General features: G+C 63.0%; 19 protein-coding genes and 1 pseudogene. 7 read left to right on the forward strand and 13 right to left on the reverse strand.

Annotated features, from left to right (window positions below; all coding sequences use genetic code 11):
- Window positions 1-2: 2 nt before the first annotated feature.
- Window positions 3-1,217 (reverse strand): MFS transporter, encoded by a 1,215-nt coding sequence (locus GEU01_RS11840; protein ID WP_026018697.1) that lies wholly within the window; start codon window positions 1,215-1,217, stop codon window positions 3-5.
- 108 nt (window positions 1,218-1,325) lie between these two features.
- Between GEU01_RS11840 and GEU01_RS11845 the strand changes: the two genes are divergently transcribed.
- The 6 genes from GEU01_RS11845 (at window position 1,326) to GEU01_RS24340 (ending at window position 6,093) form a co-directional block, all read left to right on the forward strand.
- Window positions 1,326-1,982: a TetR/AcrR family transcriptional regulator gene (locus GEU01_RS11845; RefSeq protein ID WP_019086258.1), complete on the forward strand. Its 657-nt coding sequence runs from the start codon at window positions 1,326-1,328 to the stop codon at window positions 1,980-1,982.
- Window positions 1,983-2,119: 137 nt separating this feature from the next.
- Complete coding sequence (locus GEU01_RS11850; protein WP_019086259.1) at window positions 2,120-2,881, forward strand: SDR family NAD(P)-dependent oxidoreductase; 762 nt, start codon at window positions 2,120-2,122, stop codon at window positions 2,879-2,881.
- A gap of 31 nt (window positions 2,882-2,912) precedes the next feature.
- Window positions 2,913-3,347, forward strand: a complete 435-nt coding sequence (locus GEU01_RS11855; protein WP_019086260.1) for an SRPBCC family protein — start codon at window positions 2,913-2,915, stop codon at window positions 3,345-3,347.
- 14 nt (window positions 3,348-3,361) lie between these two features.
- Window positions 3,362-4,075: an SDR family oxidoreductase gene (bdcA, locus tag GEU01_RS11860; protein WP_019086261.1), complete on the forward strand. Its 714-nt coding sequence runs from the start codon at window positions 3,362-3,364 to the stop codon at window positions 4,073-4,075.
- Between the two features lie 49 nt (window positions 4,076-4,124).
- Complete coding sequence (locus GEU01_RS11865) at window positions 4,125-5,015, forward strand: aldo/keto reductase (protein ID WP_019086262.1); 891 nt, start codon at window positions 4,125-4,127, stop codon at window positions 5,013-5,015.
- Window positions 5,016-5,166: 151 nt separating this feature from the next.
- Window positions 5,167-6,093 (forward strand): LysR family transcriptional regulator, encoded by a 927-nt coding sequence (locus GEU01_RS24340; protein WP_081499961.1) that lies wholly within the window; start codon window positions 5,167-5,169, stop codon window positions 6,091-6,093.
- On the opposite strand, the gene GEU01_RS11875 is transcribed toward GEU01_RS24340, so the two are convergent.
- From GEU01_RS11875 to trbB, 11 genes are read right to left on the reverse strand one after another with little or no spacing between them, the layout of a single operon-like run.
- Window positions 6,047-6,265, reverse strand: coding sequence for a DUF2274 domain-containing protein (locus GEU01_RS11875; protein ID WP_019086264.1), 219 nt, complete (start codon window positions 6,263-6,265; stop codon window positions 6,047-6,049). The genes GEU01_RS24340 and GEU01_RS11875 overlap by 47 nt on opposite strands.
- Entirely contained in the window at window positions 6,262-7,422 is a 1,161-nt protein-coding gene (locus GEU01_RS11880) for a TrbI/VirB10 family protein (RefSeq protein ID WP_026018698.1), read from the reverse strand. The genes GEU01_RS11875 and GEU01_RS11880 overlap by 4 nt, the downstream gene beginning before the upstream one ends.
- Window positions 7,419-8,405 carry a P-type conjugative transfer protein TrbG gene (gene trbG, locus GEU01_RS11885; RefSeq protein WP_019086266.1) on the reverse strand — a complete coding sequence of 329 codons (987 nt, stop codon included), beginning with the start codon at window positions 8,403-8,405 and terminating at the stop codon, window positions 7,419-7,421. The genes GEU01_RS11880 and trbG overlap by 4 nt, the downstream gene beginning before the upstream one ends.
- Window positions 8,405-9,085 carry a conjugal transfer protein TrbF gene (gene trbF / locus GEU01_RS11890; RefSeq protein ID WP_019086267.1) on the reverse strand — a complete coding sequence of 227 codons (681 nt, stop codon included), beginning with the start codon at window positions 9,083-9,085 and terminating at the stop codon, window positions 8,405-8,407. The genes trbG and trbF overlap by 1 nt, the downstream gene beginning before the upstream one ends.
- A gap of 2 nt (window positions 9,086-9,087) precedes the next feature.
- Window positions 9,088-10,347 (reverse strand): P-type conjugative transfer protein TrbL, encoded by a 1,260-nt coding sequence (gene trbL / locus GEU01_RS11895; RefSeq protein ID WP_026018699.1) that lies wholly within the window; start codon window positions 10,345-10,347, stop codon window positions 9,088-9,090.
- A 4-nt stretch (window positions 10,348-10,351) separates the two neighbouring features.
- Complete coding sequence (gene trbK-alt, locus GEU01_RS11900) at window positions 10,352-10,624, reverse strand: putative entry exclusion protein TrbK-alt (protein ID WP_019086269.1); 273 nt, start codon at window positions 10,622-10,624, stop codon at window positions 10,352-10,354.
- Window positions 10,624-11,370, reverse strand: coding sequence for a P-type conjugative transfer protein TrbJ (gene trbJ, locus GEU01_RS11905; protein ID WP_019086270.1), 747 nt, complete (start codon window positions 11,368-11,370; stop codon window positions 10,624-10,626). Before trbJ ends, trbK-alt begins: the two co-directional genes overlap by 1 nt.
- Window positions 11,367-13,793: a conjugal transfer protein TrbE gene (trbE, locus tag GEU01_RS11910; protein ID WP_026018700.1), complete on the reverse strand. Its 2,427-nt coding sequence runs from the start codon at window positions 13,791-13,793 to the stop codon at window positions 11,367-11,369. Before trbE ends, trbJ begins: the two co-directional genes overlap by 4 nt.
- A 7-nt stretch (window positions 13,794-13,800) precedes the next feature.
- Complete coding sequence (locus tag GEU01_RS11915) at window positions 13,801-14,067, reverse strand: VirB3 family type IV secretion system protein (RefSeq protein WP_019086272.1); 267 nt, start codon at window positions 14,065-14,067, stop codon at window positions 13,801-13,803.
- Window positions 14,067-14,393 carry a TrbC/VirB2 family protein gene (locus GEU01_RS11920; RefSeq protein WP_019086273.1) on the reverse strand — a complete coding sequence of 109 codons (327 nt, stop codon included), beginning with the start codon at window positions 14,391-14,393 and terminating at the stop codon, window positions 14,067-14,069. The genes GEU01_RS11915 and GEU01_RS11920 overlap by 1 nt, the downstream gene beginning before the upstream one ends.
- Window positions 14,390-15,358 (reverse strand): P-type conjugative transfer ATPase TrbB, encoded by a 969-nt coding sequence (gene trbB, locus GEU01_RS11925; RefSeq protein ID WP_019086274.1) that lies wholly within the window; start codon window positions 15,356-15,358, stop codon window positions 14,390-14,392. Before trbB ends, GEU01_RS11920 begins: the two co-directional genes overlap by 4 nt.
- A gap of 235 nt (window positions 15,359-15,593) precedes the next feature.
- On the opposite strand from trbB, the pseudogene GEU01_RS27535 reads away from it, so the two are divergent.
- A pseudogene (locus tag GEU01_RS27535) lies at window positions 15,594-15,683 on the forward strand (HU family DNA-binding protein); the annotation flags it as partial.
- A 134-nt stretch (window positions 15,684-15,817) separates the two neighbouring features.
- Here GEU01_RS27535 and GEU01_RS11930 read toward each other — a convergent pair.
- Window positions 15,818-16,574: IS256 family transposase (locus tag GEU01_RS11930; protein ID WP_019086275.1), on the reverse strand; the 757-nt coding region annotated here is incomplete at its 5' end.

The following is a 16,574-nucleotide window of genomic DNA, read 5'->3' on the forward strand; positions in this document are numbered from 1 at the left end:
CATCATGACTGCCCCCCCTGCTTGAGTCGGTGGCCAGATCGAAATCCATGCGATCGCGCTGTCCATGCGATCAGGAAACCGACGGCGACGAGCACCATCACGGCCCATGGGAACGACGCCGCGCCCCATGTATCGAACAACACACCACCCAGAAGGCCACCTCCGGCTATGGCACTGTTCCACGCCACGACATTCATCGACAGCGCGACGTCCGCGCCATCGCCGGCCGCATCGGCGAGCGCGGTCTGGAGCAAGGTCGCGGCCCCGCCGAATGTCAGACCCCATATCGTGACACCAATCACGATCACAGTCGGCGAGGCTGATCCGATGGCAAAAGCACCTGCCACGACTGCGAATATGGCCAGACTGAGCAGGACGGACAGGCGCAGGGCATGGTCGACCGTGCGGCTGGTCAGCCAGATGCCGGCAAGCGCGGCGATCCCGAAAAGCAGCAGAATGCGATCCGCCTGTTCCGCCAGCCCGGCCAGTGTCACGAACGGCACGATGTAGGTGTAAAGAACATTGTGCGCGAGCATCCACGCCATCACGACCCCCAGAACGGGCTTCACACCCGGCATGCCCAGAACATGCCGGAATGGCAGACGCTCGTGATGTGCAGCGCCCGGAAAATCAGGAACCTTTGCCAAAACCCACGCAATCAAAAGCACTGTCAGACCCGACATGATCCAGAACGTAAGGCGCCAGCCGACAACAGCCCCCAGCCATGTGCCTGAGGGAACCCCCAGAGAAAGCGCGATTGGTGTGCCTACCATGGCAATCGCAAGCGCTTGCCCCTGCTGAGCGCGCGTTACCATCCTGCGCGCGTAGCCGGCCAGCAACGCCCAGGCGAGACCCGCCGCCGCACCCGCTCCGTAGCGGGCCATGAGAGTCGCGCCGTAATGCGTCGAAAACGCGGTGATGGAATTGAACACCACGAAGCCGATGATCGCCAGCAGCAGAACCCTCTTGCGCCGCCATCGCTGTGTGGCGAGCGTCAGCGGGATCGCCGCACTCAGCGAACCGATGGCATAGGCCGTCACCATCTGCCCAGCGAATGCCGGGGAAACATGCAGACCAGCACCGATCTCGGGCAAAAGACCCGCCGGCAAAGTTTCTGTCATAATGCAGATGAAGCCGGTCATGGCCAGCGCGAGCAGACCGGAAACAGGCAAGCACTCGTCGGTTTTTTTCGCGGAGGGTACGATGGTCGGTGTCATGAGCTACTCAATATATGGAACGAATGATACATATATATGCGGACCGTAAAATCTTGGCAATAATTTCTGGATCGATTAATATGGAAGTCTTTTCAAAGGAGCACTAACATGGCGCGGACTGGCCGTCCCCGTGAGTTTGACCGCGACAAGGCGATCGACGCCGCCACGGCGCTTTTCTGGGCGCATGGTTATGAACCGACGTCCCTGACCCAGCTCAAGGCCAGCATGGGCCATATCTCGCCCGCGAGTTTCTATGCCGCGTTCGGTTCTAAGGAAGCCCTTTTCCGGGAAGTCGTGCAGCATTATCTGGCAACGTATGGTCAGGTCATGGCCCCCTTATGGGATGAAAGCCTGCCGCCACGTGAGGCCATCGAACGGACATTGCGCGGCTCGGCGCGCATGCAGGCGGCCCGTACGCATCCGACCGGCTGTCTGGTCGTGTCCGGCGCCAGCAATTGCTCACCCGAGAACGAACCTGTCCAAGCCCTTCTCGCAGCAGAACGACAACGCACGCGAGCTGGTATTAAGGCCTGCGTGGAGCGCGCCATAGCCAGAAATGAATTGAAGGCCTCCCCGTCAACAGATATCCTGCCCAATATTCTCGCTACTTTTTTTCATGGCATGACATGCGAAGCGCGGGATGGAATGACTGTTGACACTCTGGATGCTGCTATCACCTCCCTCCTTACGTTGTGGGATATCAACACGGTCAAACCTCTCAAAAATCGACAAAAAAACACCGAAAACACGGGGGTCAGGCTGTAGCCTTCTACAAAAACCCCCAACTTTCATATCGTTCGGTCCATAATTCCTTGACGTCGTTTCATGTCCATATTATGGATCGGGTGATACGGAAGTTTGGTTTCCGAATAGGACGCCATCTTTCCGCAAGGAGTCCGTTTATGAACACACCCAAAATCGCCCTTATCACGGGTGCCAATCGCGGCATCGGCTACAGTATCGCGAGGCATCTGACGGATGCTGGCATTAATGTGGTCGGCACTTATCATACCAATGAAGATGAGGCGAAAGCTGCCGAAATCGCCCTCAGCCATGAAAAAGCGAAGTTGCGTATGCTGCAACTGGACATCGCGAACCATACGTCGTTCACGGATTTTGCTCAGCGGGTGAAAGCCCTTCTCGCAAACGAGTTCGGGCTGCAGGGACTAAATTATGTTGTCCAGAACGCCGGCAACATCATTCACACGCGCTTCGATGCCGCCACTTCCGAACAACTCGACAATCAGTACAACATCCACTTCAAGGGCCCTTACCTGCTGACCGTGGCGCTCCTGCCACTGCTTCGCGATGGCGGCCGTATTCTCAACATCACCTCTGCCGCGACCCGCTTTTATCTGACGGATCATGGTCCCTATTCGGCCATGAAAGCCGCAACCGAGGTCATTTCGCTCTACATGGCGAAGGAACTGGGTGAGCGGGGGATTACCGTCAATGCCGTCGCACCTGGCGCGGTCGCATCGGATTTTGGCGGTGGGCTGGTCCGTGACGATGCCACGGTAAACAAAAGCCTTGCAGACATCACGCCGCTGGGACGTGTCGGGCAACCCGATGACATCGGAGCCGCTGTCCGTGCTCTTCTTTCTGACGACATGCTCTGGGTGAACGGTCAACGCATCGAAGTGACGGGAGGGCAGTCGCTATGATGGCCGGACAGACACGAACAGGAGCCGCATTATGATCCATGTGATGGCCAGCAGCGTTCTTCCTGCCTCCGTTTCGTCCGTCTGGGGGCTGATCCGCGATTTCGGCGCTCTTGGGAATTGGCTGCCAGATGTGAAAAGCTGCGTGATAGAGGGCGATGAGCCCGGCGACCGGGTGGGCGCGATCCGCCGTCTTGAAATGGGCGACGTTGGTGTGATCCGGGAACAGCTTCTCGCATTATCCGACGTGGATCATGCGGTGACGTTCTCGATTATCGAGTCCGCCCTGCCGATCAGTAATTATCGGTCGACAATCAGCCTTCTTCCCATAACGGATGGTGACCGCACGTTCATTCAGTGGCGGGGAGAGTTCGAAGCGCCCCTCGAACATGCCGCCAGTATGGAGGCCAGGATGCCGACAGGTATCTATCAGCCAGCATTCGACAGGCTGGCAGAAATCTTGGCGTAGCAGGAAATGCCGTCATGAACAATTTTGAGGGAAAATCCGTCCTCGTGCTTGGCGGCAGCCGCGGGATTGGGGCCGCCATCGTGCGCCGTTTCGCTTCGGAGGGAGCGAAGGTTCTTTTCACATATTGGTCTTCCCCGGACGATGCCGAAGTTTTGGCGGCTGAGACCGGAAGCAAGGCCCTCCGCGCCGACAGTGGCGACCGGGACACTCTCATCGCGCTGATCGCTTCGCTCAGTCCTCTCGACGTGCTGGTCGTCAACTCTGGAATTCTTGGCGCGGGCGATCCGCTGGAGATCCCCCCGGATGACATCGACCGGCTGTTTCGTATCAACATCCATGCGCCTTACCATGCCGCCATTGCTGCTGCCCGGACCATGCCCGCCGGGGGCCGCATCATCTTCATCGGGTCCTCCAATGCCGACCGTATGCCGATGACTGGCCTTGCAGCCTACAGCGCCAGCAAGGCCGCACTGAAAGGCATGGTCAAAGGACTGGCTCGTGATTTCGGAGCGCGCGGCATCACCGTCAATGTCGTCCAGCCCGGCCCCACTGATACAGACATGAACCCTGCCGATGGACCGCTGAAAGACGTGATGCACGACTTCATGGCGATCAAACGCCATGCCACAGGCGCGGAGATTGCGGGGCTGGTCGCGTATCTTGCCGGACCAGAGGCCGGCATCATCACGGGCGCCGCATACAACATCGATGGTGGCTTCGCGGCCTGACGAAATGACTGATCCCTTAACCACCCGCTGGAAATAAGGACCGAGGACCATGACCGATACAGCTTCCAACGCTGCCAGCTCCGGCACCTTCACGATCGGCGGCGATCTCGCCGTTCATCGGCTCGGTTTCGGTGCCATGCGCATCACGGGCAAAGGCATATGGGGACCGCCCACCGATCACGACGAGGCCATCCGCACGCTGAAGCGCCTTCCCGAACTCGGCGTCAACTTCATCGACACATCGGACGCCTACGGGCCGGATGTTTCGGAATGGCTGATTAAAGAGGCGCTTCACCCATATCCCAAAGGTCTCGTGATCGCCACGAAGGGCGGGCTGACCCGGTCGGGGCCAGATATCTGGAAGCCGGTCGGACGACCGGAATATCTTCTCCAGCAGGTGCATAAAAGTCTGCGGAATCTCGGCGTCGAGCAGATCGATCTGTGGCAGTTGCACCGGATCGATCCCAAAGTCCCGGCGGATGAGCAGTTCGAGGCGGTCCGGTCCTTCATCGATCAGGGACTGATCCGCCACGCGGGACTGAGCGAGGTCTCCGTGGACGACATCAAAGCAGCCTCGAAGTTCTTTAACGTGGCGACCGTCCAGAACCGCTATAATCTCGTGGATCGCACCAGCGAGGCCGTACTCGATTACTGCACGGCGCAGAACATCGGGTTCATACCGTGGTTCCCGCTCGCGGCCGGTGACCTCGCGAAGCCGGGCTCAATCCTGGACACCATGGCAGGGAAATACGGTGCGCATCCGAGCCAGATCGCTCTGGCCTGGGTCCTGAAGCGCAGTCCAGTGATGCTGCCAATCCCCGGGACCTCGAAGGTCGCGCATCTTGAGCAGAATATCGCCACTGCAGACATCACCCTGTCTGAGGAAGATTTCGCGGTGTTGGACGCGGAGGGACGCAAGGCGCTTCAAGCGGCATCTTGACCTCAATGTCGCACATCACCCGACGTATCAATTCATAAGAGAAGCCTTAAATCCATGGCCGGACGATATCTACACAATCCACGTGGAACACATGTCGGACAAGCACGGATGGAACAAATAGGAACCGAGGCAGAAAGGGACCATAACGACCATGCGCACTGCGGAACTCCGCTATTTTCTGGCTTCTGTTGAAGCTGGAAGTTTCGGGAAGGCCGCATCATCCCTTCAACTGCGAGTATCGACGGTCAGCCGAGCAATTGCTCGACTTGAGGATCAACTGGGTGTTGCGCTCTTTGAACGAACCTCCTCTGGCATTAAACTTACGAATGCGGGACGCATAGCATTACGCTGTGTCCGTCGCGTCCTGCGCGAGACAAATGCACTCACGGAAACACTCGACCGAAGTTCCTTCGGAGAAATCGGAGAGGTGCATCTCGGTTTTCATCTTCCACCTCTAAACGCCGTCCTGACAAGTTTGCTCGTCGAATGGCGGACAACCTATCCCGGCATAAGTGTCACACCACACGAACCGGGTGAAAGAACACTCCATTCCGCACTGATCGAACGTCATATCGACGTTGCCTTGCTTCCTGAATTAGCCCTTTCTCAACACCACCCGCATACTCCAATTTACTTCGAGCCCTTGATGGCGGCCGTGCCAAATACTCACCGCCTCGCCGAAAAAACAACAATTCAATGGACTGACCTCAAAAACGAAAATCTGCTTCTATGGTCGTGGGGAAAAGATAGGATCGGTCGTGATTTCTTTGCTACGCGGCTACCCGGCATTAATGTGCGCATTTTTGAAACGGGCAACATGACCCTGCTCGCCTTCGTGCGGGCAGGATACGGCGTCACTGTCGCAGCGCAAACTTATTCGACTCTCAACCTCCCCGGCCTGAAATTCATCCCAATCGACGAGGAAGATGCCGGGTTCAAGATCAATCTGGTCTGGCGTGCCGAAAGCGAAGATCCCGTCGTAGGAAAATTTGTCGCCTTCATGCGTGACCGGGCAAAGCCCTATTGGCGAGTTACCTCTCCCCGCGCAGCTTCCGAAAGCCCCTATCCGCCCCCATGAAACGAGCGAGCATTGGTGAGATCAGCTTCGCTACTGCGATCTCGGCCTGCCCGCTCTCACGCGCCAGCAAGCGCCCATATTCAACCAGATCGCGATGGACGGCAGCGGGAAGTTCGACAGTGAGCCGAACCGGCCTGTCATCCACGATCGGCCCAAGCCTGAGCTTTGTCATCGGGAAGCCTCCTGTCTGTAAGGGGAAAGAACCAGGTCACGATGCACCATGACCCGCACCGGAAAGCCGCGCCGGATCGTATTGGTGGGCTGGATATTGAGTGAGCGTCCGACGATCTGTTCGCCGATCTGGTTAAATCCTTGCGAGCCACCGGTGCGCAGGGCCTGGGCGATGCCATTGCCGCCGCTGATATCGGCTTCGGAACCCACGCTCAGCACGGTCGAAACCAGGGCAGCCCTGAACACCTCGCCCCAGTGATTGTCGGTCTGGTCCTGCAACCCGGCAAACCCTGCCGCATCGGCAGCCGGCTCGTTCTCCAGCACAATCGAATCATTCGCACCGCGCATCAGTCGGGTCCAGACCAGCAGTACCCGTTTCTGGCCATAGGAGATCTGGGAGTCATAGCGGCCGATCAGCGTCGCGCCCTGCGGGATCAGCAGGATATGGCCGGTCGGGCTGTCATAGACATTCTCCGTCACCTGCGCCGTGACCTCGCCGGGCAGGTCGGAGCGGATGCCGGTGATCAGCGCGCCGGAAATGATCGATCCCGCCTGGATTACATACGGGCTGGGAGGGGACGTCAGACGCGCGGCGCTGACGGTGCGCTGGTCAACCGGGCCATCGAGAAACGCCTGGTTGCGATCGGTGGCAGCACCGGCTGCCGGAACCGGGGTAGCACCGGCCGTCACCGGGGCGACGCTGTTTCGCCCGACCTGCGTCTGGGTGAAGAGATGACTGACCCGGGCCGCTTCCTGCTCCTGGGCCATGCGCTGCTTCTCGGGATCGGCCGGTACGGCGGGTGTCGCCATGCCGGGGGCACCCACGCCTGCCTTGAGGAACGGCCTGCCGAGATCGCCGGGCAACGGCGGCCCAAGACGTGGCGGGTGGGTATAGTCTCCCGGCAGGTTCGCCAGCCCGTCCGGTGTGGTGCGATTGCCGGTATTATAGAGTTCGGCCTTCTCCGTTCGCGGTGCGGGCTTCAGCGCCACATAGAGCGCACCCCCGACGCCGAGCATCGCCACCAGCGTCAGCCCCATGATCACCTTGCGCGACAGTCGCGTGACCGGCCGTCGCGTCACGCGTAACCGCATCTCGCCCGGCGGCCTGACGGGAGGTATCGGTTTACCCGCCTCCTCCGCTCCGGTGCTCCCGCTCACGACCGACGGGCTCCGTCGGTGCGGACGATGCGCACGACCTGCTGGTGCTTCGCACCCAGCCGCAATTCGGCTGCCGCGAACAGGCGATCGACGATCATCCGGTTGCCGCGCACCCGGTAATTCACCAACTGGCCGTCCCCTTGCGGGCCGATGACCCACAACGGCGGCATTTCACCCTGGGCGATGCCGGTCGGAAACTCGATGAACACCTGCCGCCCATCATCGAAGGCCCGCAACGGCCGCCACGGCGCCTCGTCGCCCTCGATCCGGTAGCGGAAATTCAGCGCATCGAGATCGACGCCCGTCGCGACCGGAGTGCCAAGATCAGAATCCCGATCCTGCCCGCGCAGGGCGACGATCTGGTCCTGCGGATAGTCCCATGAGACCGAGGCCATATAGGTCCGCTCGTCGGAGCGCATCTCCAGATGATAGGTCCGGCGGTCGGTATTGATGACCAGGTTGGTGGTGAGGTCCGGCCGCGTCGGTTTGAGCAGGATATGAATGCGTTTCGACGCCCCTGCCCCGCTCTCTGTATCGCCGATGATCCAGCGCACGGTATCGCCGGCGGCGACCGGGCCGGCACCGACCAGCTTTTCGCCCGGCTGCAGAGCGATGTCGGTGATCTCGCCGGGTGCGGCGTAAAGCTGATAGAGCGCCCCCTCGGAGAAGGGATAGATCTGGATCGCGTTGAGATAACCGGCCCGCGTCGGCTGAATCCGCGCCGCACTATTGGCATGCTCGACCCGCTGGTGCGGATCCGTCGGTTCCGGTGCCGCATGCCGGTAGGGGATCGGCTTGAGCTGCCCCGGCAGCGGCAGGGGCTCGGGCAGTGTCACCACCTGCACCGGCTTGGGCGGGTCAGGCGTAAGAACCGCCTGCCGGGGCGTATCGTCGTACCGGATGGCCGGCGGCTTCCATGAGGAGCAGGCCACTAGCGGCGCCAGCAGGATCATGAGCGGCGCGACGGTATTGAGGGTGCGCATCAGCCGAGTTCCCTGGACCAGTTGAGGGCGTGGATGTAGATGCCGAGCGGGTTCTTGCGCAGGCGTTCGGCATCGGTCGGGGTGGTGACGACGATGGTGAGGATCGCACTCCAGCGCTCGGTGGCAGCCAGCGCGCCATCGGCATAGCGGCGCTCGACCCACTCCACCCGGAAGCTGTCATCGGAGGCACGGATCACGCTGGCGATCTCGACCGCAACCTGCATCCTGCCGATCCGGCTGAACGGATCGTTGGTGCGGGCATAATCATTCAGGGCCAGCGCACCGCGATCGGTGACGTAATTATAGGCATCCAACCAGTTCTGCCGCAGCACCACCGGATCGGCCGGGATACCGCGCACCTCGGAGATGAAGCGCGCCAGATACCAGGCGATCTGCGGATCGGTCGGCCGATAGGCGGCGGTCGCGGGACCGACAGCCTGCGCCTGGCCGAGATGGTCGATCTGCACCACCCACGGCGTGATGGTGCCCCGCGCCGACTGCCAGACCAGCCCGGCGGCGAGCCCGCCGCTCAAAGCGAGACAGCCGAAGAAAGCCAGCCGCCAGTTGCGCGCTTGAACACGGGCTGAGCCGATGCGGTCGTCCCAGACCTGTCCGGCCTTGTGATAGGGCGTTTCCGGTTCCGGCGTTTTGCCGAAACGCATGGTGGGACGACGGAACATGGTTATTCTCCCTCCGAGAGATCGACGTCATGGCCACCGCTGGGCCGGTCGCCACCCTTGATCGCCTGCGCGGCGGCGTCCGCCCCACCCCTGATCCGGTTGTTGCGCTGCATCCGGGTGGCCCAGGCCGGTGGCTTGCCAGCCGTCCCCGCTCCACCACCAGCGCCTGAAGCGGTCGCGCCTCCCGCACCGCCAGTCGCGGCGGCTCCTCCGGCCTGATAGCTGGTACGCACACTGGCCATGGCCCGGCGCAACGGGCTGGCGGCAGCCGACAGTCCGGCCTTCGCGACACCTGCCGCACCTCCGGCCTGATAGGCGGCGGTCGTGCCGCCCGCGACAAAGGCGCCACCACGCACAGCGGCTGCCGCGGCCCCCACAGCCAGTCCGGCCCCGGACGCAGCCGCCACCCCGGCGCCGACCGCCCCGGCGGCTGTAGCGACAGCGGATCCCGCGCCGAGTTGCGGACCACCGGCGATCAGCCCGTTGGCCAATGCCGGCCCGAACACGGTCAGGCCGAGCAGCGTCAGGGAGGCGAGGATCAGGGTCAGTGCGTCATTGATGGTGGGCGGGGTGTTGAAACCGTTGGTGAACTGGCCGAACACCGTCGAACCGATGCCGACGATAACGGCCAGCATCAGCACCTTGATCCCGGACGAGACGACATTGCCCAGCACCTTCTCGGCGAGGAAGGCGGTGCGACCGAACAGCCCGAAGGGCACCAGCACGAAGCCTGCGAGCGTGGTCAGCTTGAACTCGATCAGTGCCACGAAAAGCTGGATCGCCATGACAAAGAAGCTGATGACCACGATCAGCCAGGCGAGCAGCAGCACCACGATCTGGATTGCGTTGTTGAAGATGGCGACGAAACCGACCAGCGAGGAAATCGAGGTCAGGATCGGCTTGCCCGCGTCGATGCCGACCTGCGCCAGCCGTCCCGGCTGGAGCAGTTGCGCCTGGGTGAGATGCCCGCCCCCAGCCTCGATGCCGAGGCCTGCGAAGGATTCATAGATGATGCGGGCGAGACCGTTAAAATTGCCTATGATGAAGGCGAACATACCGATGAACAGGGTCTTGCGGACCAGCCGCGCCAGCACGTCCTCATCTGGCGCCAGCGCCCAGAACAGCCCGGCCAGGGTAATGTCGATGGTGATCAGCACACCGGCGAGCCAGTGGACGTCGCCCTGCACCAGCCCAAACCCGGAATCGATATACTGGGTGAAGATGGCAAGGAAATTGTCGATGACGCCGGTGCCCTGCTGCATGGCGTCACCGTGCCGCGTCGGGCGCAAAGAAGCGCTTGCGGTTCTCGGCCCAGATCGCTTCGCAGGCCGGATCGCCATCGGCCTTCATGCCGAGCGCCTGACAATGCGCCAGGCCGGTGGCCAGCCGGTCACGCGATCCCGGTGGCCCGAGATCGGGCACGCCGACGTCACGGGGCACATACCGGAGATGCAGGCTGGCGGCCACGATGATCAGAACGACCAGCCCGACGGAAACGAGCCGGAAGACGATCGGCGGGGAAAGGCGCGGCGCGCGCATCAGTGGAACATCTGCGCGGTGCCAGGCGTGTAGCCGGCACCGTAATTCAGGAAATTCGCGAGCTGTGCCCTGCCCTGCTCCTCACTCTCCACCTGCCGGGCGCCTTCCAGCGCCTGGGCGCGGCCCATCGCCGCCGTCACAGCGGTGAGGTCGGCGAGCTGGCGGGTTTGCAGCGCCATGAGCTGATTGCCCGACTGCGCGGCCTGCAAGGCGCCGGTCGCGGATTGGCTCGACGTGACCAGATCGTCGATCTGGCTGCCGGTACTGTCGAGATTCTGCACGGCACCGGTCTGCACGCGCAGGTCGTCCTGATAGGCCCCCCTTGCATTCTGCCATCGCGTCTGCGCGTCACCGGTCATCTGGGCCGCCGAACCCGGGCTCGCAAGCGCCTGCGGGTATGTCTGCGAAAACGCCTGATCGATGCCGGTCAGGTTATAGGAAAGCCCCTGCGCCTGACCGACGATCGCTTCCGTCTGCGCGAACGACTGCTCCAGCGGCGCCAACGCCGAGAACGGCAGACTGGTCAGATTGCGCGCCTGGTTCTCCAGCATGGTCGCCTCATTGGTGAGGCTCTGCGCCTGCTGGTTGACCTGCTGCAATGCCCGGGCGGCAATCAGGACGCCCTGCACATGATTGGCCCCGTCATAGACCGCCCATTGCGCATGGGCTGGCGCACTCACGGCAAACGGCAGCACCAGAGCAACGCCGGACACGAAAACTGATTTCATTGTCGGCATGTTTTTCATGATCCTTCTCCCGGATTGAGCATCTCCACTGCCCACTCAACACCTTTGTGCATGAGCCATGCCGCCGCGAACCCGTCGCGCCCATGCCGGGCAAAGATCCGGTCGATGGCGGCCTGGTCGTCGGGCGACGACGCGGCGGTAAAGGCGAGCGCCACCTCGGAGAGGCCGAGATCGAACAGCCGGTTGCCTCTGCGGGACTGGCAGTAATAATCGCGCTTGGGCGTGGCCAGGCTGAGGATCTCGATCTGACGGTCGTTTAGCCCGAAGCGGCGATAGATCGTGGTAATCTGCGGCTCCAGTGCCCGGTCATTGGGCAGGAAGATCCGGGTCGGGCAGCTCTCGATCAGCGCGGGTGCAGTCGGGCTGGCGTCAATATCGGCCAATGACTGGGTGGCGAAGATGACAGAGGCGTTCTTCTTGCGCAGCGTCTTCAGCCATTCCCGCAACTGTCCGGCGAAGGCGCGATCATCCAGCGCCAGCCAGCCCTCGTCGATGATCAGCAGCGTCGGGCTGCCGTCAAACCGGTCCTCGATACGATGGAACAGATAGGACAGCACGGCGGACGCGGCACCCGAGCCGATCAGACCCTCGATCTCGAAGGCCTGGATATCGGCGACGCCCAGCCGCTCATGCTCGGCGTCGAGCAGGCTACCCCACGGCCCGCCGACACAATAAGGCTGTAACGCCTGTTTCAGCGCCAGCGACTGGAGCAGCGCCGACAGGCCGGTAATGGTGCGTTCCGCCACCGGGGCCGAGGCCAGCGAGGTCAGCGCCGACCACAGATGCTCCTTGAGGTCGGGGGCAACAGTGACGCCCTCGCGCTCCAGCAGCGTCACCACCCATTCCGCCGCCCAGGCCCGTTCGCCCGGCTCGTCGATCCGCGCCAGCGGCTGCAAGGCGACCGCCTTGTCCCCGGTCCCGGACAGCGCGCCGCCGAGATCGTGCCAGTCGCCACCCGTCGCCAGGGTCGCGGCCCGGATCGAGCCGCCGAAATCGAAGGCGAATATCCGGGCACCAGCATAGCGGCGGAACTGCATCGCCATAAAGGCCAGCAACACCGACTTGCCGGCGCCCGTCGGCCCGGCGATCAGCGTGTGGCCAACATCGCCGACATGCAGCGCGAAGCGAAACGGGGTCGAGCCCTCGGTGCGGGCATAAAATAACGGCGGGGCGGCGAAGTGCCCGTCCTGCTCCGGTCCGGCCCACACCGCAGAGAGCGGGATCATATGCGCCAGGTTAAGGGTGGAGACGCAGGGCTGGCGGACATTGGCGTAGACATGGCCCGGCAGGCTGCCGAACCAGGCTTCGAGCGCGTTCACCGTCTCGCGCATGCAGGTAAAGTCGCGACCCTGGATGGTCTTCTCCACCAGCCGCAGCCGGTCCGCGGCGACCGCCGGATCCTCGTCCCACACCGTGACAGTGGCGGTGACATAGGCCTGGCCGACCTGGTCGGTGCCGAGTTCCTGCAACGCCGCATCGGCGTCGGCCGCCTTGTTGGCGGCGTCGGAATCCAGCAGCACCGAGGCTTCGTTGGTCATCACCTCCTTGAGGATGGCCATGATCGACTTGCGCTTGGCGAACCATTGTCGCCGGATCCGGCCCAGCACCATGGTTGCATCGATGCGGTCGAGGCAGATCGCCCGCGTCGACCAGCGATAGGGAAAGGCCAGCCGGTTCAGCTCGTCGAGCAGACCCGGCCAGGTCTGGGTCGGGAAGCCGGTGATGGTCAGCGTGCGCAGATGGGCGTCACCCAGGCGGGGCTCCAGGCCACCGGTCAGTTCCTCATCCACCAGGATCGCGTCGAGGTGCATCGGGATTTCCGGCACCCTGACCCGCTGCAAGCGTGTGGAGATGCAGGAATGGAGATAGGTCAGGGTTTCGCCGTCATCGAGCCAGTCGGCCTCCGGCATGAAGCCGTCGAGCAGCGCCAGTACCCGGTCGGTCTGATCGATGAAACCTGCGACCACCGCCCGCCAGTCGGAGCCGCCACGGGCGCGGTTCTCGTAGAGCCAGGCTTCCGCGCGGGCGGCGTCGTCCGCCGGCGGCAGCCAGACCAGGGTCAGGAAATAACGGCTCTCGTAATGCGCGCCTTCCTCCTCGAATTGCGCCCGGCGCTCCGCGTCCACCAATTCCGAGGCCGGATCGGGGAACGGACCGGACGGATAGCCGCGCGCCGGACGGCGTTGCGCCTCCACGAAAATAGCCCAGCCGGAGCCAAGCCGCCGCAGGGCATTGTTCAGGCGGGACGTGATCGCGACCAGTTCGGACGCGGTCGAGGAGTCCAGATCCGGACCGCGAAAGCGTGCGGTGCGCTGGAAGGCGCCGTTCTTGTTCAGCACCACGCCCCGGGCGACCAGCGCCGCCCAGGGCAGGAAATCGGCCAGCCGGTCACGGCGATGGCGGTATTCGGCAAGGTTCATCATGGCGCCCTCACCCGACCAGATGGGTGGGGTAACGCAGATGCCGGCGCACCACGTCGACGAAGGCAGGGTCACGCTTCGCGGCCCATACGGCGGCGAAATGGCCGACCAGCCAGAAGATCCCGCCGGCGATCCACAGCCGCAGGCCGAGCCCGATGGCGGCGGCCAGCGTGCCGTTGACGATCGCCACCGTGCGCGGCGCCCCGCCGAGCAGGATCGGCTCGATCAGGGCGCGATGCACCGGAGCGATGAAGCCGGGAATGGCGTCCGGCTCCATCAGATCAGCGCCCCGCCCGAGAAGGAGAAGAACGACAGGAAGAAGCTGGAGGCGGCAAAGGCGATCGACAGACCGAAGACGATCTGGATCAGGCGGCGGAATCCGCCCGAGGTTTCCCCGAAGGCCAGGGTCAGGCCGGTCACGGTGATGATGATCACCGAGATGATCTTGGCGACCGGCCCCTGCACGGATTCGAGAATCTCGTTGAGCGGCGTTTCCCACGGCATGCTGGAGCCGGACGCATAGGCCGGGGCCGACAGCAGCGTTGCGGACAAGGTAGCGCCCGCCACGGCAAGGCGGCGGCGCAGGGCGAGCGTCGGGGTCATGACTTTTCTCCGGCGGATGTGAGGATGTAGTCGCCCTCCGGGGCCAGCCCCCGGACGGCGGCGAGTTCGGCCAGGCGGCGCGCGCTGCCGCGCCCAGACAGGACGGCGATCACGTCGATGGTCTCGGCGATCAGGGCACGCGGCACGGTGACGACGGCTTCCTGGATCAGTTGCTCCAGCCGGCGCAGGGCACCGATCGCCGAGCCCGCATGCAGGGTGCCGACACCGCCGGGGTGGCCGGTGCCCCAGGCCTTGAGCAGGTCGAGTGCCTCGGCGCCGCGCACCTCGCCGATGGGAATCCGGTCGGGACGCAGGCGCAGCGAGGAGCGCACCAGGTCGGAGAGCGAGGCCGCGCCGTCCTTCGTGCGCAAGGCGACCAGATTGGGCGCAGCGCATTGCAGCTCACGGGTGTCCTCGATCAGCACCACCCGATCGCCGGTTTGCGCGATCTCGGCCAGCAGGGCGTTGACCAGCGTGGTCTTGCCGGTGGAGGTACCGCCTGCGACGAGGATGTTTTGCCGCTCCATCACTGCGCGACGCAGAAACGCAGCCTGTGCGGCGGTCATGATGCCGGCAGTCACATAATCGTCGAGCGAGAACACCGCGACCGCCGGGCGTCGGATCGCGAAGCACGGTGCAGCCACTACAGGGGGCACCAACCCTTCGAACCGCTCCCCGCTACCCGGCAGTTCGGCGGAGACGCGGGGGCTGGCGGGATGCACCTCGACCCCGACATGATGGGCGACCAAGCGGACGATCCGCTCGGCATCGGCAGGCCCGATCCGGGTGCCGGTGTCTTCCATCCCGCCGGCGAGCCGGTCAATCCAAAGCCTTCCGTCGGGATTGAGCATCACCTCGACGATCGACGGATCATCGAGATGCCAGGCAATCGCCGACCCAAGGGCAGTGCGCAGCATGCGCGTGCCTCGGGCGACGGCTTCGGAGCGGAAGGGAGCGACGGACATCGAAACCCCGCGATTGGCCTCCCGAGGGAAGCGATGGATCAGCGGGGTCGATTAGAAAGAGGCATGAACACGGAAGCGCAACAAGTCTCTTGGGACCGTAGGGCGCCGGGATAGAAGAACTTGCATAGGAGTAGGTTGCCGTTTGGGCGGTGACGGGGCGAAAGGGCGCTGCTACCGTTTTCTGGAATCGACCACGACACGGATCCGCCCCGCATGAGCAAAGCCTTCATCGCCGCCGTTCTTCGGGACGTTCGTCGTCCGTAAGACCAAGGCCAGCAATACCGTGCGCTTCAAGGCTAGTCCGGTGCTGAAGAAGGTCGTGTGATCTGTCAGTCGGTCTCGTCAGCAGGTTCGAAAAAAGAGCCGGAAAGTGATAGAACTTGAAGATGGAGAGCGGACTGCACCCCGGGAGTGTCCTGAAGTCTGTGTATCTGGCCTGGCCCATGGGTTTTCAGATACTCAAGCGGCGAAGCGCTCGCCGAACATTATGGCGAACTGGTTGCGGGCTGCAAACCATTCCCGAACATTCCGCCCGTCTTTCTCAAAGCTGCGGATCGCCAGGTAGATCAGCTTCGTTGCGGCATCGTCGGTCGGGAACGAACCGCGCGTCTTGATCGATTTGCGGATGACCCGGTTCAGGCTCTCGATGGCGTTCGTAGTGTATATGATCTTGCGGATCGCCGGATCGAAGGCAAAAAACGGGATCACTTCTGGCCATGCCCGGCGCCATGCCGGGGCGATCGACGCGTATTTCCCGGCCCATTTCTCCTCGAACGCATCGAGCTCTGCGGCCGCCATGTCAGCGGTCGCCGCCCCGTAGATCCGGCGCAGGTCGGCAGCCACGGCCTTGCGGTCCTTCCATGAGCAGAAGTTCAGGCTGTGGCGCACCAGGTGAACAATACAGGTCTGAACCATCGCCTCGGGAAAGGCGGCGGTGATGGCCTCGGGAAAGCCTTTCAGCCCGTCCACGACCGCGATCAGGATGTCCTGGATGCCCCGGTTCTTCAACTCGTTCATGACCGAAAGCCAGAATTTGGCGCCTTCATTCTCGGCGATCCAGAGCCCCAGAACCTCGCGCACTCCCTCGCGGGTGACACCGAGAGCAACGTAAACCGCCTTGTTTTTAACGGTCCGGCTGTCAGCATCGCGGATCTTTACCCGAAGGGCATCGAAGATCACGATGGGATACATCCGATCCAGCGCCCGGCCCTGCCAC

The organism is Komagataeibacter europaeus LMG 18890 (genome assembly GCF_000285295.1).
In the GTDB taxonomy this organism is placed as follows: Bacteria; Pseudomonadota; Alphaproteobacteria; order Acetobacterales; family Acetobacteraceae; genus Komagataeibacter; species Komagataeibacter europaeus.